Annotated in this window: 22 protein-coding genes; 9 read left to right on the forward strand and 13 right to left on the reverse strand. The window is 46.5% G+C overall.

Translation table 11 applies throughout. The features are described from left to right. Positions 1-213: 213 nt before the first annotated feature. From fabG to NL626_RS09315, 4 genes are all read right to left on the reverse strand, one after another. Positions 214-933: a 3-oxoacyl-ACP reductase FabG gene (gene fabG, locus NL626_RS09300; RefSeq protein ID WP_017633598.1), complete on the reverse strand. Its 720-nt coding sequence runs from the start codon at positions 931-933 to the stop codon at positions 214-216. Between the two features lie 300 nt (positions 934-1,233). Beyond that, the gene (locus NL626_RS09305) at positions 1,234-2,028 is read right to left on the reverse strand and encodes a metal ABC transporter permease (protein ID WP_167416166.1); all 795 of its coding nucleotides are present in this window, start codon (positions 2,026-2,028) and stop codon (positions 1,234-1,236) included. Positions 2,029-2,031: 3 nt separating this feature from the next. Then, the gene (locus NL626_RS09310) at positions 2,032-2,958 is read right to left on the reverse strand and encodes a zinc ABC transporter substrate-binding protein (protein WP_213876886.1); all 927 of its coding nucleotides are present in this window, start codon (positions 2,956-2,958) and stop codon (positions 2,032-2,034) included. Then, positions 2,948-4,090, reverse strand: a complete 1,143-nt coding sequence (locus tag NL626_RS09315; protein WP_253657255.1) for a hypothetical protein — start codon at positions 4,088-4,090, stop codon at positions 2,948-2,950. Before NL626_RS09315 ends, NL626_RS09310 begins: the two co-directional genes overlap by 11 nt. 207 nt (positions 4,091-4,297) lie before the next feature. Between NL626_RS09315 and NL626_RS09320 the strand changes: the two genes are divergently transcribed. After that, the gene (locus NL626_RS09320; RefSeq protein ID WP_253657256.1) at positions 4,298-4,969 is read left to right on the forward strand and encodes a cupin domain-containing protein; all 672 of its coding nucleotides are present in this window, start codon (positions 4,298-4,300) and stop codon (positions 4,967-4,969) included. A 73-nt stretch (positions 4,970-5,042) separates the two neighbouring features. Here NL626_RS09320 and NL626_RS09325 read toward each other — a convergent pair whose 3' ends face one another. Then, on the reverse strand, positions 5,043-5,282 hold the full coding sequence (locus tag NL626_RS09325) for a YdcH family protein (RefSeq protein WP_005373737.1): 240 nt from the start codon (positions 5,280-5,282) through the stop codon (positions 5,043-5,045). A 232-nt stretch (positions 5,283-5,514) separates the two neighbouring features. Here NL626_RS09325 and NL626_RS09330 point away from each other — a divergent pair, with 232 nt between their 5' ends. Further along, complete coding sequence (locus NL626_RS09330; protein ID WP_213866906.1) at positions 5,515-6,552, forward strand: DUF4382 domain-containing protein; 1,038 nt, start codon at positions 5,515-5,517, stop codon at positions 6,550-6,552. A gap of 80 nt (positions 6,553-6,632) precedes the next feature. On the opposite strand, the gene NL626_RS09335 is transcribed toward NL626_RS09330, so the two are convergent. Both NL626_RS09335 and NL626_RS09340 read right to left on the reverse strand, forming a co-directional pair. Further along, positions 6,633-7,529 (reverse strand): LysR family transcriptional regulator, encoded by an 897-nt coding sequence (locus NL626_RS09335; protein WP_167416170.1) that lies wholly within the window; start codon positions 7,527-7,529, stop codon positions 6,633-6,635. 80 nt (positions 7,530-7,609) lie between these two features. Then, entirely contained in the window at positions 7,610-8,479 is an 870-nt protein-coding gene (locus tag NL626_RS09340; RefSeq protein WP_005387011.1) for a GyrI-like domain-containing protein, read from the reverse strand. A 125-nt stretch (positions 8,480-8,604) separates the two neighbouring features. Between NL626_RS09340 and NL626_RS09345 the strand changes: the two genes are divergently transcribed. After that, the gene (locus NL626_RS09345) at positions 8,605-9,753 is read left to right on the forward strand and encodes a PLP-dependent aminotransferase family protein (protein ID WP_017819834.1); all 1,149 of its coding nucleotides are present in this window, start codon (positions 8,605-8,607) and stop codon (positions 9,751-9,753) included. Positions 9,754-10,163: 410 nt separating this feature from the next. Further along, a complete protein-coding gene (locus tag NL626_RS09350) occupies positions 10,164-11,192 on the forward strand; it encodes a hypothetical protein (protein WP_253657257.1) in 1,029 nt (342 codons plus the stop codon). Positions 11,193-11,287: 95 nt separating this feature from the next. Here the strand turns inward: NL626_RS09350 and NL626_RS09355 are convergent, their stop codons facing one another. Beyond that, positions 11,288-11,614: a DUF4156 domain-containing protein gene (locus NL626_RS09355; RefSeq protein WP_025767966.1), complete on the reverse strand. Its 327-nt coding sequence runs from the start codon at positions 11,612-11,614 to the stop codon at positions 11,288-11,290. Positions 11,615-11,839: 225 nt separating this feature from the next. On the opposite strand from NL626_RS09355, the gene NL626_RS09360 reads away from it, so the two are divergent. Both NL626_RS09360 and NL626_RS09365 read left to right on the forward strand, forming a co-directional pair. Continuing rightward, on the forward strand, positions 11,840-12,550 hold the full coding sequence (locus NL626_RS09360; protein WP_253657258.1) for a lipoate--protein ligase: 711 nt from the start codon (positions 11,840-11,842) through the stop codon (positions 12,548-12,550). A 285-nt stretch (positions 12,551-12,835) separates the two neighbouring features. Beyond that, positions 12,836-14,404: a DEAD/DEAH box helicase gene (locus NL626_RS09365; protein WP_253657259.1), complete on the forward strand. Its 1,569-nt coding sequence runs from the start codon at positions 12,836-12,838 to the stop codon at positions 14,402-14,404. 106 nt (positions 14,405-14,510) lie between these two features. Here NL626_RS09365 and NL626_RS09370 read toward each other — a convergent pair whose 3' ends face one another. Next, positions 14,511-17,390, reverse strand: coding sequence for an amylo-alpha-1,6-glucosidase (locus tag NL626_RS09370; RefSeq protein WP_253657260.1), 2,880 nt, complete (start codon positions 17,388-17,390; stop codon positions 14,511-14,513). 220 nt (positions 17,391-17,610) lie between these two features. Between NL626_RS09370 and NL626_RS09375 the strand changes: the two genes are divergently transcribed. After that, complete coding sequence (locus tag NL626_RS09375; RefSeq protein ID WP_005392753.1) at positions 17,611-18,522, forward strand: LysR family transcriptional regulator; 912 nt, start codon at positions 17,611-17,613, stop codon at positions 18,520-18,522. On the opposite strand, the gene NL626_RS09380 is transcribed toward NL626_RS09375, so the two are convergent. After that, positions 18,475-19,410 carry a LysR family transcriptional regulator gene (locus tag NL626_RS09380; protein WP_253657261.1) on the reverse strand — a complete coding sequence of 312 codons (936 nt, stop codon included), beginning with the start codon at positions 19,408-19,410 and terminating at the stop codon, positions 18,475-18,477. The genes NL626_RS09375 and NL626_RS09380 overlap by 48 nt on opposite strands. A 198-nt stretch (positions 19,411-19,608) precedes the next feature. Between NL626_RS09380 and grxB the strand changes: the two genes are divergently transcribed. Continuing rightward, a complete protein-coding gene (gene grxB / locus NL626_RS09385) occupies positions 19,609-20,238 on the forward strand; it encodes a glutaredoxin 2 (protein ID WP_253657262.1) in 630 nt (209 codons plus the stop codon). A 10-nt stretch (positions 20,239-20,248) separates the two neighbouring features. Next, positions 20,249-21,373 carry an alkene reductase gene (locus NL626_RS09390; RefSeq protein ID WP_239938755.1) on the forward strand — a complete coding sequence of 375 codons (1,125 nt, stop codon included), beginning with the start codon at positions 20,249-20,251 and terminating at the stop codon, positions 21,371-21,373. A gap of 83 nt (positions 21,374-21,456) precedes the next feature. On the opposite strand, the gene NL626_RS09395 is transcribed toward NL626_RS09390, so the two are convergent. Genes NL626_RS09395 through NL626_RS09405 form a run of 3 tightly spaced genes read right to left on the reverse strand, consistent with a single transcriptional unit; the run spans position 21,457 to position 23,834 of the window. Next, entirely contained in the window at positions 21,457-22,515 is a 1,059-nt protein-coding gene (locus tag NL626_RS09395) for a zinc-binding dehydrogenase (RefSeq protein ID WP_253657263.1), read from the reverse strand. Positions 22,516-22,519: 4 nt separating this feature from the next. After that, positions 22,520-23,032 carry a 2,4'-dihydroxyacetophenone dioxygenase family protein gene (locus NL626_RS09400; RefSeq protein WP_253657264.1) on the reverse strand — a complete coding sequence of 171 codons (513 nt, stop codon included), beginning with the start codon at positions 23,030-23,032 and terminating at the stop codon, positions 22,520-22,522. Positions 23,033-23,072: 40 nt separating this feature from the next. Beyond that, complete coding sequence (locus tag NL626_RS09405; RefSeq protein ID WP_253657265.1) at positions 23,073-23,834, reverse strand: SDR family NAD(P)-dependent oxidoreductase; 762 nt, start codon at positions 23,832-23,834, stop codon at positions 23,073-23,075. Between the last annotated feature and the right edge of the window lie 12 nt (positions 23,835-23,846).

Below are 23,846 nucleotides of genomic sequence, written 5' to 3' on the forward strand. Positions count from 1 at the left end.
GAAGTTAATATTTTTGATTAGCTACATATCTAGGTTAATAACAGAGAACGATGTAAAAGTGAATTATGTGTACTCACTCTATACTTAATCATACAAGTCCGGCAGTGCGAAACGAATAAAGTGAAAGTGTCAAAAGCCCGAATAACATTCCTCAAACAAAAAAGCCCTTTACATAAGTAAAAGGCATTTTTATTTTAGATTTTGATTAGCGAGCTATAATACCAACCCACCGTCAATCTTGAGCACTTGGCCTGTGATGTAGGCGCTCTTGTCTGAGGTTAGGAAAGAGACGCCATTGGCGATATCTTGAACTGAGCCCATGCGCCCTAATGGGGTTTTGCCTTCCATCATTTGAATGACTTTCTCTGGCAGGTTCTTGGTCATGTCGGTGGCGATAAAGCCTGGCGCGACACAGTTGACGCGTATCTGTGCACCCTTTCTTGAAAGTTCTTTCGCCCAGCCTTTGCTCATTGAGATGACGCCGCCTTTACTTGCGCCGTAGTTGCTCTGGCCGATATTACCATCCGTTCCCACTATAGAAGAAATGCTAACAATACTGCCTGTGCCCTGCTCTAGCATGACAGGAGCAACACGTTGGGTGAGTAAGAACACCGCTTTTAGGTTCACGTCGATCACGCTGTCCCAGTCTTGCTCTAACATATCTGGCAACAATGCATCTCGAGTGATGCCCGCGTTGTTAACCAGAGCATCGATTCTTCCGTGCTGCTCTACAACACTTTCTACTACTTCACTGACGGCTTCGGCATCACACAAGTTGACTTGATAACTGCTTAGCTGCGCCGACTGACTCCATTCCACGGGAGATATGTCTAGCCCGATTACGTGGAATCCATCCTCCAGTAATTGCTCACAAATCGCTTGGCCAATACCACGAGCCGCACCAGTGACTACTGCTACTTTTTCCGGTTTCATCTTGGTCTTCCTTAAATGTTGAGATTACAAATTCGCTTGTATCCCTAGCGTTTTTTGTTTTTATGCCTAGTCGCGTTACAGCTGCGCTTCTCATACGCAGGGTCTTTTATATCTTATAAAAACTATAGAAACAGTCTGGGAGTCGGATGTGAACTAATCAAGGCAACTTGATGACTATGGCAAGATCAACGTAAGAAAGTGTGTTGGAAGGCGCAAAGTTACACGATTGGAGGACTTGGATAGAAAAGTATTGGTCTGATTAATCAAATACTACTTCATCAGACCAATATTACTTGTCTCTTAATCTCTTACAAAAGCTGGTTTTGTTATTTTCACCAGAAAAGGCTGAAGCAAGAGATTAAACAACATGCCAGCAATAAACAGGGTGATCACAATACTCGCACCACTCGGTAAGTCATAGCGAGCCGATGCGGCAATACCCGTTAATATCCCAACAATACCGATGCTGATACTGGCGACAAAGAATCGAGTTCCCTTCAATGCTGCCGCACATAAAGCTGGAATCACCAACAAAGCAAATTCTAAATAAATGCCGGTTAACTTGACCGTAATGGGCATCAGAATAGCAAAGATCAGATAAAAACCACTACCGCGCATAAACGCAGGTTTTAACCAAACTAATAGCAACATCGCAGTGGTAATGAGTGCCAAAGGCCAAACGTCTGCCCAAGTCGCCCATAACAGTTGCCCATTAAGAATGCCTTGAATAAAGTCTCCGCCGTGTGGGTCTTTACTCACCAGCAGGATCGCCAGCGATGCAGACACAACAAACAAGCTGCCAATCATGGGCTCTAAATGCTGCTGGTATCGTTTCTCCATTAAAGCAATCAAACCGCAAAGCATCAAAGACATCACCCAAGGGCCAATCATTTCGCCAAAGAATGAACCTGAGAACAGCGCGTATTGGCTCAACCAGTAGTGGCTTAGTGCTGCCCCCAATGCCGCGACTTGCGCCACCGCCAAATCAATAAAGATGATCTGACGATTAAGAACTTGCTGCCCCAGTACGATGTTGCCAACCAACGCAATTAAACCACAAAAAACCGCAGGTAAAAGCCATGCATAATCCGCCATGACTTAGATCTTCACAGGAACGGGTGGCACTAACACATCCAGTAAATCATCAATGACCTGATCGTACATCTCATCTAAGCTTTCACCCTCAGAAACGGTCAATGGCAGTTGAATCACAGGTTTGTCAGTATGATCTTGCAACCAGTTCGCTGGACGCTGATCCTGATGAGAAGAGTAAACAATCGCATCAAAACTGTCAGCATCTAACTTGGTAAGTGATTGCAGGTGAGATGTGGTCGGTGAAATGCCCGGTTTAGGTTCGAGATCGGCAATCTGCTTCATTCCGAGCCAATCGTACAAATAACGATACGTCGCGTGATAACCGACAACTTGCTTACCCTTTAAAGCCGCACCTTTCTCATTCCATTCTTTAAGCTTTTTACGCCAATGAGCACGAAACTTCATACCATTCACTTGGTAACTTGGTGCGTTCTCGGGATCAATCGCTTTTAGGCGCTCTGTGACTTTACGAGATAATGGAATCATGTCATTTGCCGCAAATTGAACATGTGGGTTACCGTGAGCGTGTATATCTCCCATGCTACGGTCAACGTGAGCATGAGTATCTAACATGCGCACGAAGTCCGTCGCGTAGATCATGCTCGGCGCACCATTTTGCACCGCCGCATTGCTGCTACGAACTTGCAGCATAGGTAACCACCCCACCTCTAGTTCTGCGCCCGAACACATTGCCATGTCCGCTTGGCGCATCTTCGCAATCAAAGAAGGACGAGCTTGTACGTAATGTGGGTCTTGCTTGACCGTTGTCGCTGAATAAATACTGGCATCTGGCGCGTGGCTTTCAAGAAAGGCTTTCCATTCTGGCTCACAAACGAAAATGTTTAGAGCCAAAACAGGCGAAGAGATGATGGCAGCACCTGCCGCCATCATCACCAAACTGAATTTATTCAATGTCAGCTTAGAACGCATGAGCACCGTGCGCTCCAAATGTCATCACGTATTGCAGAGTGAACACGTTGTCTGTCTCACTGTCTTGGTTATCAATGCGAGTGTATTGCGCACGGATAGTACCGAAATGAGAAGAATCCCATGCGATCATCGCATCCATCTCTTTATCATTCAGTGCTGTGAAATGCATATGATCGCCGTGTGCGTGGCCATCATAGCTTTCTGCTTCGCCGTAGCGTAGGCCTGCAGACCAACTTGGGTTGAAGCGGTAAACGCCCGAAACATAGTATGCGCTTAGGTTGTCTGGTGACTCTGCATCGTTCTTGTATTTGCTGTCTACTACTCCGTCTAACAACATGTATTCCGCAGATAGCGTGAAGTTGCTGTACTTGTAGTTACCATCTGGTGCCCACTTCCACACAAAATCTGCGCCGTATAGGTTCGCACCCGTTACAGCCGCAGCGTGGCTGTGGTCATGTTCTTCTTCGTGACCATGACCATGGTCATGATCTTCGAATTCTTTAACTTTGCCATTTTCGTTACGCAGGTAACTTAAACCAAACTGCCAACTTGAAGATTCAGAGAAATCATTACCAAGCTTCATCGTTGTCGTGTAAACACCAACTTTAGAGCCATCTTCAACAGAAGACATCTTGTTGCCGCTTAATGCTTCTACACCAAATTTCACGTAAAGATCGGTTGGCAGAACGATGTTTGCGCGTACACCGTCATCATAGTAATGCGAACCAAGGAAAGTACGGTAAGCAATTGGGCGTTCAACGAAACTGTCAGTGTGCATGTGTTGATTGTTGAGGTAACCGAAGTCAGATAGGAATCGGCCTGCGCGCACGTTTACACCGTAAGGCAATGCCAAAGTTTCGATGAATGCTTCTTCAAGCTCTAATTCTGTCTCATCGCTATGACTTTCAAGAACAGCGGTCAACGCACCGTGAAACTTGTCGTCAATATTTGATGATAAGTTCAATTCCGTATGGCCTAGGCCAAAGCCCTCTTCACGCTCAGAATTATGACGTTGACCATCTTGGTAGTAGCCATCAACAACAACACCAATCTGTGGGTTCGATAATGTATCGGCAAAAACAGGGGACGCAAAAATGCTACCGATCGCGAGAGAAACCAATTTCTTATTCACTACTCTTTCCTTTTTGTTATGTTATAACATTTAATTTTGCGATGTTATAATATAACAATTATCATTACACAAGCAGAAATTTAACTCGGTTCCGACTGATAGCTCGTATTCAATCCCTGATTTTGACTATCAACAAGTGAATCAATTGATGTTTTTTATACGTATACTATTGAGAGTCAATCATTAGATAAGTAACGGAATTTCAGTATGTTGAATATGGATTTCTCGAAAAGAATCGTGATAGAAACGGGGGAACAGGAGTGGATCGCCAGCCCTTCCAAAGGCGTGTGGCGTAAACCTTTGGAAAGAGAAGCCAAAGAATCAGGGCACACCACCAGCGTAGTGAAGTATGAGCCAAACTCGCACTTTTCGACTCATCCTCATCCTCACGGAGAAGAAATATTAGTGCTCGAAGGAGTGTTCTATGACGAAGATGGTGACTACCCTGCTGGAACCTACTTGCGTAACCCTCCTGGAAGTCAACATGCGCCCTATAGCAAAGAAGGCTGTGTGATTTTAGTTAAACTAAATCAATTCAATTCTGATGATCTTGAAACAGTTCGTATCAACACGAACGAAGCGAATTGGTTACCTGGCATCGGTGGGCTGAAAGTCATGCCATTGCATGATTTTGAGCATGAACATGTCGCATTGGTTAAATGGCCGAAAGGCGAGAAGTTTCAACCACACCGTCACTTTGGTGGTGAAGAAATTTTTGTGTTATCGGGGGAATTTAAAGACGAGCTAGGAACCTATCCTCCCTACTCTTGGATACGCAGTCCACATATGAGTGAGCACTTTCCTTTTGTAGAGCAAGAAACGATCATTTGGGTAAAAACTGGTCACCTGCCGCTCCAAGCTCCTGCTCAGCACTCCTAATGTTTGCACACTTGGCATCGTCCATTGGAACTAAAATCGGCCCGCTATTTACGAGCCGATGATCATTTCGTCACTAAGAACCCATTATTCGCGAGTGGAGCCAGTCTTTGAGCTCAGCCCGGTTATGTTTTAACACGTTCATTTCGTGATCATCAATCGGGCTTCCTTGAAGTTCTAGTACGCGGATTTCCTTATCTAAAGCATTGTAGTTTTTAACGGTTTCAGCAAATGATGCATCGTTTTCGGTAAGCTGGGTAATGGTATCCAAATGTTCTGGGAATTCATGAGTTAATGAGTGATTTTCACCTAACATAGAGACCTCTTGGCTAGAGTTGTTGATGTATTTGTCCGCTCATTTTTTGAGCGACACATTTCTAACCATAGCACTTCAAATAGCACAATATCGTCGATTTGAGCACACTTTTACTGAACTTCTTAGTCATGGTTTATCACTCTTTTAACCGCGCGACTCCGCTCGTTATTATTCTGTGTTTTATCAATAATCGACTACATTTAATACACTTCTAATAAAAAGGTACATCTAAATGAACAGCATGAAAATTGGCTTGATCAGTGCGTCAATAACAGTTGCGTTGATTGGCTGTAATTCAGACAGTGACTCTGTCAGCACAATGACTCCGGTTACCTTGTCTGTATCAGATGCCCCTATTGATGACGTATCAGAAGTGGTTATCGCATACAACAAAGTGGCATTCCTCCCTTTGGATGGTGGTACACCACTAGTTTTCGATGTGTATAAAACAGACGAAGAAGGCAATTTGGTCGACGAAGATGGTAACCCCCTTCCCGAAGGTGAAGATCCACTCCCACTAAGTGTTAACTTACTCAATTTCCAAGGCAGTAACGCTCAAGAGTTAGTGGACGACGAGCTGATACCCACTGGCAATTACAAACTCTGCGTGTTTGCGAATGATGGCGATCATCCGGATTATCCATCCTATGTTGTTGATGAAGCGACCGGCAATCAAATACCACTGACCGTAAAAGGTAATGGGGCTTGTCCGCAGGGGGTCGGAAAAGATCCGAATTCTGGGGTACTGTTCTTTAATGATACCTTCGCAGTCAACCCTGACAACAACGAATTTGTGGTGGAGTTTGACCTGCGTCGTGGCTTAAAAGACGGAACTGGGCAAAACGAGGGCTACAGTATTCAGCGCACCTCAGTCACTTTAATTAACACGGTTACAACGGGTGAAATTCAGGGAGATATCGCAACATTAACCTACCAAAACTGCGAAACGGATACCCCAAGCGCAAATGGGTATGCACACGCGGTCTACCTATATGAAGGAAATATCGCCGAAGAGAACATGGGGCCATTTGCAGGCGCAGAAGGCCAAATAATGCCAATCGCAGCGGCGAACGTAGTGGAAGACATTGATGAAGCAAATTACGAATATGAATTTGGCTTTGTAGAGCCCGGTACGTACTCCGTCGGCTATACCTGTACCGCAAATGACGATTCTGTAGATGGTATTGTTGCAGGTGAAACCTTTAGCATTTATCAATCTACCAGCGGAATTAGCGTCTTTGTTGGTACCGATACAAACGCAGACTTTTAATCTCTCTAACACTGCAGACCCTGCATGGGTCTGCTTTTTTTGCTATTCCAACTGAGCACGGATCATGGTCTTTGTGACTTTTAAACCTCTTCCCAATAAGGTGGCGTGCCATAGTATTCAGCAAAGTAATCAATAAAGGCACGCACCTTAGGCGCAATTAAACGAGAGCTTGGGTACACAGCCCAAATCCCAGCATCCATCGCTAAAGGGTGATCTTCGAGTACTTCCACTAGCTGACCACTTTGTAATTCTTGATAAACACTCCAAACCGAGTTGATAGAAATACCTAACCCGTTTACCGTCGCGTCTCTCATCGCATCACCATTATCGGTTTTAAAACGACCAGAAGTTCTTACATTGAACATTCCATCTTTTGTATTGAATGACCAATTATTCATTCCAACTAAGTTAATACATTCATGATTCGTCAAGTCTTGGGGCTTGTTAGGTCTCCCAAATTGTTCAATATAATCTGGTGATGCAACGATAATACGACGATCTGGCGCAAGCTTTCTTGCGACCAATGAAGAATCTTTCAACTCAGCGACACGAATGGCGACATCGAAACCTCCCTCAACCAGATCAATAATGGAATCAGAAAATCGGCAGTCCACGGTTAACCCTGGGTAACGCGCCATAAAACCTTTTAATGCGGGCACAATATGCAAGCGACCAAAAGTTGCAGAAGCGGTCATACGTAATACTCCCGTTGGCGCACTCTGCCCTGAGCCAACAGCTCCCCTTGCTGCCTCCACTGTTGCAAGGACCTCCTCCGCGTGAGGTAAAAAAGCCTGCCCTTCTTCAGTTAAGGAAACTTTGCGTGTGGTGCGATGAACTAAACGAACTCCTAAGCTGTCCTCAAGTTTGTTGATGTGCGCACTAGCGACAGCAGGAGAAAGTCCAAGCTCCTGACCAGCCATGCTGATGTTGTGTGTCGAAGCCAAACGGACAAATAGCTTTACATGATCGATGTTCATTTAATTTTCAATTATTTGTAAAAAATTACCATATAGAGCTTAGCATTTTCTTCCTTACGGATAGTAAATAAAGACTCCAATTAGAAAAAGCTGATGGGCAGATAGAAGTCCAGCTCAAACGCCTCATCATGGCTAAGGAAATGGTTTTTATGATAGTGAACATAAGCGGGTGTAGAACGCTGCTTAAAGCCTGAATTCGGCAACCACTTCTCTAACACCATACTCAATTGAGGAAGAAGCTCTCCATATACCCCTGTTAAGCGAAAAACAGCATGCAAACCACCCGGAATCGTCATTTGATTCACGACACCGCGTACTTTAAGCGGCTTATCAATCGCCATACAAGCCACATAGCGACACTTATCGAGCTCGACCCAAGCGGGGTTGGAGTGATGCAAACCGTATTGAACCGAAAAGTCCCGATTCTCAGAGCTTGCCCACGCCTTCAAAATCAGCCACGCATTGCGAATGGAACGGCTATAACCCTCATGCCGCACATAAGCCGCAAAGCGTTGTGGGACCTCCATAATTTTAGGTTCTGGCAACTCGCGTTTAGCAACCCGATGATAACCCGCAGCCACTTCCGGATCTTTTAGATACGGCTTTTCTGCAACTTGTAAATCATGCTTTCGCCACGCGCCAGGAGACATAGCGAACGTTGCTTTAAACGCTCGGCTAAAAGAAGATACCGAGCTAAAGCCGCACTTGTTAGCAATGTCTAACACCGACGAGCTGGTATCAAACATCAGTTGATTGGCGGCGTATTCCATTCTTGTACGACGGATATATTGATGGACAGACTCCCCTACCACATCTTTAAAAATACGATGGAAGTGCTGTTCAGAATAGGCTGCTACATCTGCTAGCTCTTTAGCCGATAAATCTCTGCTAATGTCCTGGTGAATGTAAAACAGCACGTCATTGATTCTAGAAACTTGTTGATGGCTCACGGAGTAAATTTTCGCTTAAATAGCATAAATGGACATGTTTAACAGCATAAATGGACACACCAAACTTGGCAATTTACCTATACTATTTCTGACATAAAAAAAGACAATTACGAGAAGCACAGCACATGGAAATCGCACAGTCATTACAACAAACTAAGTCATCCTACATCCGAGAAATCCTCGCAGCAGCGAGCGATAAGAACGTCATTTCTCTTGCAGGTGGCTTACCGGACGAAAAAACCTTCCCGATCGACTTAATGAAACCGACGCTCGAAAACCTCGCGAATATGCCAGAGGTGTTTCAATATGGCGCAACAGCAGGCTACGCACCGCTACTTAATTTTTTGACCGATTATTACCAGCTGCCAGAATCTCATTTGGCGATGATCACAACGGGCTCTCAGCAAGGGCTAGATTTGATTGCGCGTGCGTACGTGAATCCGGGCGATAAAGTGGTGATGGAAGCACCGAGCTACCTTGGTGCTATGCAAGTATTCGGTCTAGTGCAAGCCAACATCGTGACCGTTTCACAAACCGAGTGTGGCCCAAACCTTGAAGAACTCGAACAATGCTTTGCCACGCAGCAACCAAAAATGTTCTACGCCGTACCCGATTTTCACAACCCAACGGGCGTATGCTGGGCGCTAGAGACTCGCCAAAAAGTTGCCGAGCTTTGTATACAATACGACGTGGCGTTCATTGAAGACGCACCATACCGCGAGCTGCGTTTTTCTGGTGAAGCGCTTCCACTGGTTTCGGACTTCTGCCCACAGCACTCCATCGTATTGCGCTCTTTCTCCAAAATAGCTTCACCAGGCTTGCGTATTGGTGTAGTTACGGGCAAAAGCAGCTACCTTGAGCCACTTATCAAAATTAAACAAGGTGCCGATCTGCACTCTAGTATTCCTATGCAAGCTTTGCTGCATGGCCTGCTGCAACATGACAACTTCGAAACGCACATTTCAACCATCTGTGCGCTTTACAAATCACGTTACGATGTCATGTTTGCTGAACTGCAAAAACAGCTGCCAGAAAGTTGCGTACTCAAACCCGTCGATGGTGGTATGTTCGTTTGGGTCGAAATTCCAGAATGCGACACCTTCGAACTGGCGAAAAACCTTCTCGCAAACTGGGTTGCTGTAGTGCCGAGCCCGGTCTTTTATCCAGAAGGTTCAAAGGTAAAAGCCGCTCTGCGTCTTAACTTTACCAATGCCACACCAGAAGAACTAACGACGGCTGTCTCTCGACTCGCGGATGTCCTCAACACGTTGTAATTGAGCGCGAGTGTAAGAACCTGCCTTTGAGATTCAAAAAAAGTCTCAAAGGCAGCATCAAAAAAGTTCCCCAAAAAATTTATATTTTTCCTTCAAATCAACTCTCTATAGTAAGTACCTGTTTTCTCTTGAACCTCTCACTCATATAAAAATGAGAACTCAATCACGTATTTGATGGTTAGAAAAGTTACGTCTATCTTTCAGTCAAAGACATCAACTTCGCAGCGTTAATGCTCCCAATTTCAGACACTTTATCAATCGTGGCTTAGCGGTTGATAAACGACTAAAAAAGCATCTGTGGGCATACCCACTACGAAGGGTTGACCAGAACCATTCTGAATGTCGCGAGCCAATCTTTTGATTGGCAATTACGTCAGTGAATCGCACCAAATGACAGAGGGGTTATCAGGATGAATACTCGAATCACGACAGGACTTGTCACCATCGGCTGGTCCGTTACACTTTCACTTTTTACCGCATTCGCCGCATATGCCAATACGTCGCCAAACTGTAGTGACGTATTAGCGGGCAACACAACCGCCGCATCGCAAAAAATGATGGTTTTATTGGGCGAAGACATCACCAAATCCAACCGCATCACCACGGTGATTCCAGCCCAAAACAATCCATTTGTGACCGAAGAACTGGTCTCGGTTTCCAATGACGTGTCGCCCAATGGACGTCTGCCACAAAAGACTTTGGAAGAGATCCGAAAAGTACGCTCAGATTTAGAAAAAGCCGCACAGGAAGTAAGCCGATTACAGGGCACTTTTGAAGTCGCGTTCGTTAGCTTGATTGATGGCTACTGCCAGTTCTCGAATCACGAACTAACTCAGCATGCTAAAATCGACTTTGACCATTTGGAAGGTCTAACGCTGTATTCAATCCCAGCGCTGTTGGCAATGGTGGATCAATCGTACGCGATGGCTGAAAACCGCCTAGCAAACGAGCAAAACCAATTGAGCAACATTGAAAAAGAAAAACAGAGGCAGAAACAGCAAGCAAGTGCTGCGGCAGCCGCTCGTTACCAAGACGGTAACGTGTTGGTGAAAGTCGAGAATTTTGATGGTTCTAACGTGATGTTCTCCGTCACAAACGTAGGTTCTCAAGGTTCATTACAGCCAAACTTCAACACATTTAGTGCATATCGCACCGAAAGTGGAGAGTTGGTCTATAAGTCAGAATCTTTGCTGCATCTGGCTGATACGGCAGGCAACACGCTGCAAACGATGGGCATTGCCGAGCTTTCATCCAAAGGTGGAAACAGCTTGTCGATCTCTCCTGGAGAAACTCGAAAATTCATCACCAGTATTGCTTCGGAAGTCGCGCCACACGCGCAATTAAGCTTAGAGTTTCCAGCCAAAGTGCTCAATACAGAGCAAGATTTCACGCTGTCGTTTTCCGACTCTGTCGCGGTAGCAACGGCCAATGTGAATTAACGGCGAGAGAGAACATAACGAACAAACCCATGTTTGTTGAGCACATCAAAGACAGGCGAGCAGCGCCTGTCTTTCAATTATGATCAAGCCAATAGCTACTGTTTGCACTTGTAAGCATTTGCAAACATCGTCACTGACGTAGAAAAGCTCAACGGTTGATATAAGTACAAGGTATCTGCGCCTAAATCTGCCGCCTTGATGCGCATTTGGTTTAGCGTCCCCCAAACCATGTCTTTATCGGCGTGAAGCCAATAGTCGTAAAAGTGTCCTTCTGAGCCGATCACGGTACCCATTAGTTCACAGTTTTCAATCGCATTCACATTGTCCCAAAGCACCTGTACTTGCTCAGATTCTTGAGTTGGGAACGTCACACATCCCGTTAATGATGCCGCTAACGCGAGAGTCATCACTCGCTTTTTCATACTTATATCGCCAAAATTTTTCATAGATGGCAGATTTTATGAATGGCTGATGTGATGACTAGCAAAAACTTTTTATCGCGTGTTCAAGTAGAATTAATGGACAACGGAAAAGATCCAAAAGGTGATCATGCAGCTAGCGAGCAAAAACCTAATAATCACAGACCTAGCAATAAAGCTGTATCTGAGATACAACAGTAATGATTAAATAGCCGCGAGGGATAGAGTTTGGTTGCTAAAAATAAGCTAATTCGCTACACAGCTACGGAAGTCGCTGATGCATTTGACAAAGAAGATGAGCTCATTAAACAAGTTCAGTCCAACCAACTCTCGCAAGTGCTATTGCTTTGGCAAGTAAAAAGTCCAACGCTCGTGTTTCCCGCGGGTAAGAAATGGCCAGTGTCTAATGAGTTAGAACATGCGTTAAATACGTCTGGCTGGAAGCTCTTTTCTCGTAAAACCGGTGGTGCCCCAGTCCCTCAGGTGCCAGGTATTATCAATCTATCCCACATTTACCACTGGCCAGAAGGCGAGCCTTACAACATCAAAAAAGCGTATCTCGATTTATGTGCGATATTAACGGTTTTCTTTAAACAGCTCGGCGTGAAAGTGGATGTTCATGCTACGCCTTATTCCTACTGCGATGGCGAGTACAACCTCAACATTGGCGGGCAAAAAGTCGTGGGAACCGCGCAGCGTGTTTTACTTAAAAAAGGCGGCGGACAAGTGGTATTGTCACAAGCATGCATTCTGATTGATGCCGACGTCGAGAAGATTGTCGAACCAGTACGAATGTGTAATCAGCTTTGCGGTCACAGCGATGATATTCGTGGTGATGTCCACACACCGCTCTTCCATCATGTATCCGACCGCCCATCGGTAGATTCGCTCTTTCAGCAATTGACGAGTGCGTTTTTAACGCATGCAAAAGCGGAGTAATGAAAGGAGCAAGCCTCCCCCACACTCCGAACAGCATTTGATAAACTAAAACTGCATACCGTGATAGCGATGTAAGAATGGGCATCGCCAACGTAAAACCATTCAATCGATCGACCAAACCAGTTATCAGTTTTGCCTGCCAAAAAGAAATGAGATCCAGTTCAAATATTTATCCATGACGGAATTAGTTGAAGCCTGCGCGTAAAAGCCTCAGAATGTCGCACTTTTCGCACCGATTTATTTTCGGCGCGTTGTTATCTAACTCTACAATTGAGAATCATACATATGGGTTTTACCTCGTTAGGTCTATCTGCTCCAATCCTTAAAGCTATTCAAGAGAAAGGCTACGACACCCCTTCGCCAATTCAGGCAAAAGCAATTCCTGCTATTTTGGAAGGGAAAGACGTAATGGCAGCAGCGCAGACTGGTACAGGTAAAACTGCAGGCTTTACGCTACCGATTCTTGAGCGTTTATCGAACGGCCCTCGCGTTCGTGCTAACCAAGTTCGTGCACTTATCCTGACGCCAACACGTGAACTTGCGGCTCAGGTGCAAGAAAACGTGTTTATGTACGGCCGTCATCTTTCACTAAGCAGTGCGGTTGTTTTTGGTGGTGTGAAGATCAACCCGCAAATGCTGCGTCTTCGCAAAGGTGCGGATGTGTTGGTTGCGACACCAGGCCGCCTGATGGATTTGTACAACCAAAATGCGGTGAAGTTCGACCAACTAGAAGTTCTGGTACTGGATGAAGCAGACCGTATGTTGGATATGGGCTTTATCCGTGACATTCGTAAGATCCTAGCTCTGCTACCAAAACAACGTCAGAACCTACTGTTCTCAGCGACTTTCTCGGATGAAATCCGCGACCTTGCGAAAGGCTTGGTGAACAACCCGGTTGAGATTTCAGTGAACCCGGCGAACTCGACAGCGAGAACGGTTGAGCAAAGCATCTACCCAGCAGACGTGAAGAAGAAAGCACCGATGTTGGTTAAATTGATCAAAGACGGTGATTGGAAGCAAGTGCTGGTGTTTACGAAAACGAAACACGGCGCAAACCGTCTGGCGAAGTTCCTGATCGAACAAAATCTACCGGCTGCTGCCATCCACGGCAACAAGAGCCAAGGCGCGCGTACCAAAGCACTGGCGGATATTAAATCGGGTGAAATTCGTGTATTGGTCGCGACGGACATTGCTGCGCGCGGTATCGATATTCCTCAATTGCCGCAAGTGGTGAACTTTGAGCTACCTAAAGTGGCAGAAGACTACGTTCACCGTATTGGTCGTACTGGCCGCGCGGGCGAAGTAGGTAAAGCGATTTCACTCGTGTGTGCGCTAGAAGCATCTGAGTTGTTTGCGATTGAACGTTTGATTCAAGAAGTACTACCACGTAAAGAGCTGGAAGGTTTTGCGCCAACCAATGTGGTGCCAGAATCTAAACTGGATACTCGCCCAATCAAACCGAAAAAACCTAAGAAGCCGAAAAAACCAAAAGCGCCAAATGCTGCAAGTGAAAACGCCCCAGCAACCAATAAGAAAGCAGGCAATGGTGCAAACAAACCTAAGCGTCGCTTCAACGGTGGTAACAACGGCAACAAAAACAGCACCAACCAAGGCGGTGTGGGTAAGCCTAAAGGCAACCGTGAAGGCCAAGGTCGTGCACACAGCAAACCAGATGACCGTAAACCTAACGGCAACAAGCCAAATGGCAATAAACCGAGTGGAAATAAACCAAACGGTAATAAGAGTGGCAACGCTGGTAAACCGTCAGGTAACCGCAAGCCAAACAATGCTAAGCCTGCAGGAAACAAACCATCAGGTCAGCGTCGTAAGCCTCGTCCGCAGGCGGCAAACTAATCTGTAAACGGCCTCCGATAGCAAATACAACAAAGCCGCTGATAATCTCAGCGGCTTTGTTTTTCTTAGAACACAGTTTTTTAGAACACAGCGTTGTTAAAACAGCCTACATTAAAGGTGTGATTCGAATATCTGCGATTTGCGCTTCGTTCTTTTCACCCTCAATACCACCAGCGTAGATGTAGGTTTCATTCGATTTGAGGTAACTCATATTGAAGTGGTCCTTCAGCGCGATCTGATAGTTTTTCCCTTGCTCCAACGCTACTTCAATTGGCGTTGAATAACGCATACCTTGGTTTTCACCAATATGGCCCATCTGCAAGTAACCTTGACCAACCACTTTACCTGCATCATCCAGTACCTCTAACAATTTCACGGTGTTCGTGATGCCGGTATTAAGTTGCCCCAGGTTATTGTTGTACCAAGCATCGAACTGGTAAGTGCCCGTTACAGGAGCTGTAAACGACTCTGCACCTTTTACGATGCCACTGTCTTTGCTCACCGTAACCACTGAGACATTGTCTTTGAGTGGCTGATATTCGCCATCAAGTTTGATGCGGATCTCTTCACCGACACAAACCGGTTGGCTTGGGTTAGAACGGAAGCCTTTATCGTTAATGCTTTCAGCCAAATAACAAGCAAAACCTGTTGGCGTATCGGAATAAGATTGAGCAATCACGTTCTTTTGAATCAGCTCGCCATTGCGATACAAGTTCACGTTGTACTTGCTCGTCACGTCAATCGAAACCGAATTATCAACGCTTTTTACCACCAACGTTGGCTCTTGCGGAGAATAAACGCGACTGTCTTCACTTGCATACGGTTTCACACCAGAAACTAAAGTAATGCTGCTATCTACATTCACAAGCGCGCCCAATGTCACGTGGAAATGCCCCTCATCGTCCATCGTGACATTTTCAACTGGGTAGTAACCTGTTTCATCTTTGCTTACTTCAGGCAAATCAATGGTTACCGAGTAGTTCTTTCCTTTGAAGGCAAAGTTTTCCAACGTGATTTGTTCAGACTGAGCCAACAACTTATTGCGCACCCAACTTGTGATAAATGGCTTCACTTCCAACTTACCCGTTTCGGTATGGATGCCAAATAGGGTCTCTACCACCATGTTCAAGTAGCCACCCACAGACCAAAGCTGACGCTGAGAGTTAATCACTGGGCCATCCAAGCTCGGAGCTTCGCCATGATCACTATGGATGATGAATGACTTACCAGAAAGCCACTCTAAGTTTTCCATGTTGGATAAATTGGTTGCCGTACCACGAACCAACGATTGAATGGCATTGTTCGCTGCTGCCACGTTTTGTGTTTGATGCGCGGCGCGCAAGCTGTACGCGGTAACAAATGGCCAAATTGCGCGGTTATGGTACACAGGCACGTCTGGTTGTTGAGGGAAATAAACCGGCACGCCAAACTCACTGTGTGGGTAATTGGCCATGATTTGTTTCGCCTGCGCATCACTTGCCACGCCACTGATGATCGCAAGCGCTTCGCCCAACATGTCGTATTTGTCGACCGCGATGTCTTTGCCATTGTCAAACAAATAGCTTACGTACATACCGCGTTCGGCATTCCAAAACTGCTCGTTGATAGCGGTTTTTAGCTGTGCAGCCCACTCGGTGTATTTGACCGCGTTGGTTGAATCGTACTTCTCTGCCAACTTAGCCGCGAGCTGAATCGCGCGGTAGTGAACCACGTTTGTCGATAACGCTTTGCTGCTACCAATCGCATTGACATCGTTTGGCGTCCACGTTGAATACGTTTGCTCACGCCAATCGAGGAAGGATTGTTCACCAGTGTATAAACCGGATTTCGCATCAAAAGCCGCCAGGCGATCGGCTTCAAGTGTATTGCTGATAGCTTTATATGCGCGCTCAGCAAACTGGTTGTACTCTTCTCCATCCAATGCCGAAAGTAAGCGTTCTGCACCAAGCGCCCAAGTCGTGCGGTCGGTACTGATTGGCCAACTGCCGCCAGTGCCCGTGTCTTGCACAATCTGCTCGCCATCGTATTGCTGATCGGTCGTGTCGCGGAAAGCAGACAATTTGAAATTCAAACCATTTTGCACCCGAGTTGGATTCATCAATGCAAGCGAAAGGTCTGCTGCGTACGCCAAATCACGCGTCCACACGTAATGCCACTTCGCGCCCGTCTCAAAAACTTCCGCTTTGATTGGGTTGTTGTAGTTGTAATTGCCGTCTTTGATTTCAGAAACAGCAAGCTGGTCTAGCTCTTTCATCGTCAACGCAAACAACGCGTCAAACGCGACATCATCCGACACCACTCGCGGCCCTGCTTGCTCATTAATCACTAAGCCTTGGTCGAGCGCATCACGCAATTCTGTCGTCGTTGAAATACCAAATTCACGCAGTTCAGCTTTAGGATCTTTCACCGAGAAAATCACGGTATCACTCGAGTCATCGTAATTGGCGAACAGTTTCACTTCTCTGCTCTGATGCCCTTCATGCACCATTGCAGGGTCGAGAATCGCATCAGAGTAGTATTTTTCCGCTTCTTCTTGCGTTGCTTTCGTCACAGTCATTGTCGCGCGACTTTCATCGGCAAAGCTCACAGAAAACTTGTAATACCCTTTGTCTTCAAACGTGATCTCAGAGTTGCAATCATCGTTCATACACGCTTCATTCGTGTCTGGTTTTGGCAGGTACTCCTGAGCTTTATCGAACGCCGCGGGCTCCTCAAAATAGGTGTATTGGATCTGCCAACCCGGATCAGCAATCTTGAACTGATTGCTACCTCGAGCGACGCGCAGTACGGTTTCGTACTCGTTATTACCCAAATAGTTTAGCTTGGCATGCTCTGCCGTGCCCCAATCCCCATTTAAACCACGTAAATATAAGTCGGCTGAAATAATTGGTTTGTCGACCGGCACAGGCGCATCAGAGGAATCAGACCCACATCCAGCAAGACCAATACAAGACGCGACAGCAAGCGCAATAAAACTCGGTTTCATGTTCATCCCTTAGATTGTTGTTTTGGCGACAGTCTAAAGAACACCTTTTTGAGGGGAAAATAGGAAGTCAGGAGCGAGCTATAGATAACATCTATACGTCAGACCCCAACAGTGATGTAGATCTATGAAATGCGCATAATTTCAATCAAATGAGATTACAGATTTGTGATTTATAAATGAAATTGTGCAAAATACCCCTCGTTCTTAGAGGGGAAAGAAAATGGACAAATCTCTGCAGCAATTTTTACTGGTTGCACGCTGCCAAAGCATCAGCGCTGCGGCAAGAATGGCAGGGTTAAGCCAGCCAACGGTAACAAGCAATTTAAAGAAGCTGGAAGAGAATCTCGGCGTGACGCTGTTTGAACGTCATCCTAATGGCATGGTGTTGACCGAATACGGACGCATCCTCTATCGCCATAGCAACGCGATGCAGCATGAATACAACCAAATGATGCAAAGCATTGATGAACGGAAACAGTATCAAGTCGGAAAAATTAAAATGGGTACTGGCGATGCGTGGTGGCCGCTGTTCGTCAAACAAGCACTCAATGAACATCTGACCAAGCAGCCATCGGCATCTACACACGTCGAATTTGGCAACCACTTAGGCTTGATGGATTCATTAATCAACGAACAGATTGAATTTTTCATCGGCCACGAGATTGTCGGCTTGTCGTCTAAATGCGATGTTACGTTTATTCCGTTATTTCAAACGGTTGATGCCTATTTTGTTTCCCCAAACCATCCACTGCTAGGTAAAACAGTCACCGAAGAGATGCTGCACGAATACCCTGCTCTTTCGGTCACTTATGACGCTAAGAAATTCGCTCACGTCATCGATAACCCAATCCCGAAACAAAATGAACGCGAAAGGCAGCAACTGGATGACAGACCGACTTACGAAGTGGATTCTCTGCTCGCCAGTATTGATGTACTGAAAGAAAGCGTCGCGGTGATGTCTTATACCGGCCACCTCAAACCGTATTTGGAATCCTTTGGCTTACGATGCTTAACCATGGAAAACGAACCAAACCCTGGCACCGTCGGGATTTATCGCCACCGCCGAGAAACCTCTGAATCGCATCTAGATCTGATTGCTGGCATCACTCAGCGCGCTAAATTGCTCAACTAGAAAGTCCAAAAACAGGCGAACTCTTTTCGGTTGATATTGGCGGCTTTGATAAATGACATGTAGATCCGCTTCAGCGCCTTGCGAAAAGGCGCTGAAGTTTTTCATATACCCATCCAAAACCGTTACTAAACGTTGTTTTTTGAGGTCTTGCTGAATATCTAAAATCGATTTCAACGCAATCCCCGCACCGTCCAACGCCCATTGTCGAATCACTTCACCATCATCAGAAAATCGCTTTGGCGTGACCGTGATCGATTGGTGAGACTCTTCATCTTTAAAGTGCCACGTTTTTAATTCTTCATTGCTGCGCACCATGGCTAAGCAGCGATGGTCCGCGAGATCTTGTGGACAGTTTGGGACACCTTGCTTCGCCAAATAATCAGGTGACGCACACAGCACACGTTGACTCGATGCCAGCTTGCGCGAGATGAGATTACTGTCCGCTAACTCACCGTAACGAATCACTAAATCGAGCCCCGATTCAGCCAAGTTCGATAAATTGTCATTAAGATAAAGATAAGGCGTCACATCCGGATATTGCTCAGAAAAAGCCGACACCATCGGCGAAATAATTTGTTTGCCAATATCTCGTGGAGCTGAAATTTTCAACGTTCCGCGCACTTCCGAAATACCCGTTTGCAGTAAGTTTTCCGTCTCTTTCACGCTATCAATGATGTTCAGACAAGCTTGATGGTACATTGCCCCTGCGTCCGTGAATGATACGTGGCGTGTGCTTCGGTTGAGCAGCTTTACGCCATAGCGTTCTTCTATCGCTTGCAGCCTTGCCGTTACCGTCGCCGGAGACAAACCTAACTCCCTTCCCGCCGCTGCCAGACCTTGATGTTTAACGATGGCGACAAACAACGTCATATCCGAAAACTTATCCATCTTCGCGCCCTTATTGTTTGGAAAAACTGAATAATCAATTCAGATATTACCCAATTATCAAATTAAGTCGAATCCATATACTGACCCTATCGACATTGTTTAGACCCAGAACGTTATGTGGCAGGAAAAAGTTAAACGCCGTAACGCTGTTCAACGCACAACAACACGCCCTGCCCAGCCAGAGATAGGAAACAAAAAATGAAACTGTACATTTATGAACATTGCCCCTTTAGCGCCCGCGTCCGTTTTGTTGCAGGCATGCTGAATATTCAGCTCGACGTCATCAACATTGCGTATGACGACGAGAGCACCACCACAAACATCATCGGCGCAAAACAAGTTCCTCTTTTGATCAAAGACGATGGTGAAGCCATGGCGGAAAGCTTAGACATCATCAACTACTTCCTTGAATTGGCATCTTCCAGCGAAAAAAGCCAACCCTCAACACCGGTTTTAGACTGGCAAAAACAAGCGTTTTTACCGCTACAAAAAGTCGGGTATCCGCGTTGGTCAAACATGACGTTACCGGAATTTGCAACAGAAACCGCTAAACAAGCATGGCGTGCAAAAAAAGAAACCGAAGCGTTAAATTTTGAAGTTTTGATTAACGATACACCTGCGATTGCGAAAGAAGTCGCCGCTTTGATAGAACAAACTAAACCCTTGCTCAACCTAAGTTCAGAAAAGCAAACGTCACTGGTTGATCAGGCCATTATGTTCTCCATTCTACGCGGCTTTTTCAGTGCGCCCGAAGTGCAATGGGATCCAGCCGTACTTCACTGGATGGCAACCGCTCGTAAAGCGACCAACGTGCCAGTACTTATCTAAGGAGCGCATCATGAAACAAAGAACAAATAAGCTGTTTGAACCAGCTCAACTGAAAGCGTTGTCACTACAAAACCGCATTGTCATGGCACCAATGACTCGCGCACGCACCACTCAGCCGGGCAACATCCCGAATGAGATGATGGCAACGTATTATCAACAGCGCGCTTCTGCCGGGCTGATCATTTCCGAAGCCACACAAATTTCGGACGATTCTCAAGGCTATTCGTTCACACCTGGCGTTTACACCGATGCGCAAGTGGCGGGCTGGCAAGGTGTGACCCAAGCGGTCAAATTACAAGGCGCAGCGATGTTTTGTCAGCTATGGCATGTGGGCAGAGTGTCTCACCCAACATTCCAAAATGGTGAACAGCCTATCGCACCATCTGCGCTCGCTCCGGTAGAGACGCAAGTTTGGATTGCAGATGAACAAGGCAACGGCAATATGGTCGATTGTGTTGAGCCACGCGCAATGACACAAGCGGATATCAACCGAGTTGTCGGTGATTTCGCGAACGCAGCCAAACGCGCTATTGAATCGGGTTTTGATGGTGTAGAAATCCACGGCGGGAATGGGTATCTGATCGATCAGTTCTTAAGAACCAACTCAAACCATCGAACAGACAACTACGGCGGTTCACGAGAAAATCGTATCCGTTTTCTTATCGAAGTGGTGGATGCAGTTATCGCCGCTGTTGGTGCGCATCGAGTTGGAGTGAGATTGGCACCATTCATTACGTTTAAAGATATGGACTGCCCAGATATCGTGCCGACGATCCTAGAGGCATCAAAACAGCTACAGGAGCGCGACATTGCCTACTTGCACTTGTCCGAGGCCGATTGGGCCGATGCACCAACGATTCCCGAGACGTTTCGAATCGAACTTAGAAAGCGCTTTCGCAACGCTATCATTGTCGCAGGTCGCTACAATCCTCAGCGAGCAGACGAAGTGTTAGAGAAAGGCTACGCGGATCTTGTCGCATTCGGACGACCATTCGTAGCAAACCCAGACTTAGTCTCTCGCTTGCAACATCACCATCCGTTGGCAGAACTCGATGGCTCAACGTTGTTTGGCGGAAACGAACGAGGCTACACCGATTACCCTGCTCTGCAACGGGAATGCGCAGAACAAGCCTAACAAAAAAAGCCCCAACCTAGCTGCTACGGTTGGGGCTGTCACCAAACTAAAATTGGTTTTAGCTAGCTTAATCTGGCTAAGAGTTAAATCACTTCTAACGCGCCGCTGCGCCAAGGTTCGATCACCACTTTGATGTGATCATTTGGCGTCATTAACTGTGTAAATGCGTCTTCGACACCGTCGATTCCCACTTTGGCGGTGAGCATTTTCTGCCAAGGCAACGTGTGTTCGGCAATCGCTTGTAGGCATTGCTCAAACTCGTGCGGTTGGTAGTAGTAAGAGAATCTCAAATCGAGCTCTTTTACCGTCGCGTACGCGTAGTTAATGATTGCGGGTGTCGTATGGATACCCGAGATGACGATTCGCGTTCGGGCAGGGGCGCGGCGCAGAAAATCGTCAATCAAAGTATGCTTGCCAACACACTCGTAAATGACCAGACGTGAGTTCATCGCGTACTGCTCACCAACGGCGATCTCGTCTTCCTTAGTCGGGTTGATCAATCGATTTGCGCCAAACTCACTAGCAAGTAGCAGCTTCTCTTCCTGAAGATCGACCGCAAGAATATTGCTGACGCCGCGTTGTTTGAGCGCTGCAATCACCGCCAGCCCTATAGGGCCGCAACCGACAACCAGCGCGGTTTCTTCCGTTTCGATTTCACTGCGATTGACCGCGTGCAAACCGACCGCCAGTGGTTCGGTCAATGCCGCCGCCTCAGACGGCATTCCGTCTGGGACAGGTAGCAATAACGCTTCATCAAGCAGGAAGTACTCAGAGTAAGCGCCATAAGTACCCGGAGTAACACCAACGCCCGCGCCATTTTGACTGAGCAACATCGGTACTGAGGTGACTCGGCTACCAACAGCCAACGTCTGTTGAGTGTCAGATCCGTATTCGACAATTTCCGCGCAGAACTCATGCCCCAACATCACTTGAGCGTGCTCACCGGCTTCATCAGGCATCAACCCGAGCTGGTGGAATACATCAAATACCTCATCCGCGTGTCGAGTAATGTGAAGGTCGGAGCCACAAATGCCACAAGCTAGACTACGAACCAACACTTGTCCCGCTGCAGGTTTGGGGATTTCGACTTGCTTCAGGCGGACACTACCATCCTGCATTACGATACTGTTCATCTGTTGCATGGGGTTACTCCGCTAGCTCATCGCTTAGGCCAGCAATCGCACCCGGTTTGATATAGCGCGCAGTGAAGCCTTGCGCTTTGGCAGCGGCAACCACCACTTGCTCAATCCAACCTGCATCCATGATGTTGATGAAGTTACCCTCGTCGTCAAAGTTAATGTTCGCACCTTGGATCACCATAAAGCCATCTGCACCACCCGACTCTTCTGGACAGTGAAAGGTATGAATCGAACCGCCCGGCTCATATAAGTAGCTACCAGAAGTTTGGACTTGATCTGGGTACTCAATGTAGTGCCAAGCGCCACTCAGCGTATAGAAATGCACCACGCCAGTGTGGAAGTGCTTAGGCAGAGTGATACCCGGTTTGAATTTGGCACGAATCACCCAAGTACCATTTTCTGGGTCAAGAAACAATGGGTAAACATCCACACCCGGTAACGCGTCTTTGATGAGCGACTCCTCATTGGTATTAAGAGTTAATAAGAAATCTTGGTGCTGAATAACTTCTGGTAATGACATAACTTACATCCTCGCTATTGCTGTAATGTGGCGTACTCGCCTATCCCATAAGTGGGTACTTAAAATTCTCGAAACCGTCAGATGCGCTGATGGTACAACCGTTGATACAGTTGGCTTTCTCGCTGACCAGAAACGCCACCACATCAGCAATCTCTTCTGGTTGTGTGAAGTTTTGACGCATCTGTTCTTTGCGGATGTGGTCCCACAGGCCAATCTCTTCGTATTGCCTTAACATCGGAGTATCAACGCGTCCCGGAGCGACAGCGCAAACACGAATACCCAATGGTGCGAGTTCTAATGCGGCGCATTTGGTCATCATATCGACTGCGGCTTTACTGACGTTGTAGGTAAAGGTCATCTCAGACGCCATTCGTGCGTAAACAGAAGAAGTATTGAGGATCACGCCCGGCGTGCCTTGCGCTTGGAATTGTCTTCCAGAGGCAAGAATGCCGTAGTAAACGCCATTTTGGTTGACCTTAGAGATCGGCTCAAAATCGGCAATTGGGTCGTGGTCAAGCAGAGGTTTCGGTGCACCGATGCCCGCGTTGTTAACCATGATGTCAAGCGAGCCAAACTGTTCAACCGCGTACTTCACCATAGCTTCAACTTGTTGGTAATCGGTGACGTCCGCGACAAAGGTTCCCAACTGCTTTGGGTCAAAACTTGTGTACATTTGCAGTGATTGTTCTGAAATATCGACAGCAAGCACTTTGGCTCCTTGCTCTCTCAGCTTTGCAATGATGGCTTGGCCAATTCCACCAGCTGCCCCAGTCACAATGGCCGTTTTATTGATAAGTTCCATACACCTTCTCAT

The organism is Vibrio sp. Y58_MX_L22 (genome assembly GCF_024181865.1).
Lineage (GTDB): Bacteria > Pseudomonadota > Gammaproteobacteria > Enterobacterales > Vibrionaceae > Vibrio > Vibrio alginolyticus.

Coding starts and splice junctions, on each gene's coding strand:
- fabG (WP_017633598.1), bottom strand. CDS start 933: ATGAAACCGGAAAAAGTAGCAGTAGTCACTGGTGCGGCTCGTGGTATT.
- NL626_RS09305 (WP_167416166.1), bottom strand. CDS start 2,028: ATGGCGGATTATGCATGGCTTTTACCTGCGGTTTTTTGTGGTTTAATT.
- NL626_RS09310 (WP_213876886.1), bottom strand. CDS start 2,958: ATGCGTTCTAAGCTGACATTGAATAAATTCAGTTTGGTGATGATGGCG.
- NL626_RS09320 (WP_253657256.1), top strand. CDS start 4,298: ATGTTGAATATGGATTTCTCGAAAAGAATCGTGATAGAAACGGGGGAA.
- NL626_RS09325 (WP_005373737.1), bottom strand. CDS start 5,282: ATGTTAGGTGAAAATCACTCATTAACTCATGAATTCCCAGAACATTTG.
- NL626_RS09330 (WP_213866906.1), top strand. CDS start 5,515: ATGAACAGCATGAAAATTGGCTTGATCAGTGCGTCAATAACAGTTGCG.
- NL626_RS09335 (WP_167416170.1), bottom strand. CDS start 7,529: ATGAACATCGATCATGTAAAGCTATTTGTCCGTTTGGCTTCGACACAC.
- NL626_RS09345 (WP_017819834.1), top strand. CDS start 8,605: ATGGAAATCGCACAGTCATTACAACAAACTAAGTCATCCTACATCCGA.
- NL626_RS09350 (WP_253657257.1), top strand. CDS start 10,164: ATGAATACTCGAATCACGACAGGACTTGTCACCATCGGCTGGTCCGTT.
- NL626_RS09355 (WP_025767966.1), bottom strand. CDS start 11,614: ATGAAAAAGCGAGTGATGACTCTCGCGTTAGCGGCATCATTAACGGGA.
- NL626_RS09365 (WP_253657259.1), top strand. CDS start 12,836: ATGGGTTTTACCTCGTTAGGTCTATCTGCTCCAATCCTTAAAGCTATT.
- NL626_RS09370 (WP_253657260.1), bottom strand. CDS start 17,390: ATGAAACCGAGTTTTATTGCGCTTGCTGTCGCGTCTTGTATTGGTCTT.
- NL626_RS09375 (WP_005392753.1), top strand. CDS start 17,611: ATGGACAAATCTCTGCAGCAATTTTTACTGGTTGCACGCTGCCAAAGC.
- NL626_RS09380 (WP_253657261.1), bottom strand. CDS start 19,410: ATGGATAAGTTTTCGGATATGACGTTGTTTGTCGCCATCGTTAAACAT.
- grxB (WP_253657262.1), top strand. CDS start 19,609: ATGAAACTGTACATTTATGAACATTGCCCCTTTAGCGCCCGCGTCCGT.
- NL626_RS09390 (WP_239938755.1), top strand. CDS start 20,249: ATGAAACAAAGAACAAATAAGCTGTTTGAACCAGCTCAACTGAAAGCG.
- NL626_RS09395 (WP_253657263.1), bottom strand. CDS start 22,515: ATGCAACAGATGAACAGTATCGTAATGCAGGATGGTAGTGTCCGCCTG.
- NL626_RS09400 (WP_253657264.1), bottom strand. CDS start 23,032: ATGTCATTACCAGAAGTTATTCAGCACCAAGATTTCTTATTAACTCTT.
- NL626_RS09405 (WP_253657265.1), bottom strand. CDS start 23,834: ATGGAACTTATCAATAAAACGGCCATTGTGACTGGGGCAGCTGGTGGA.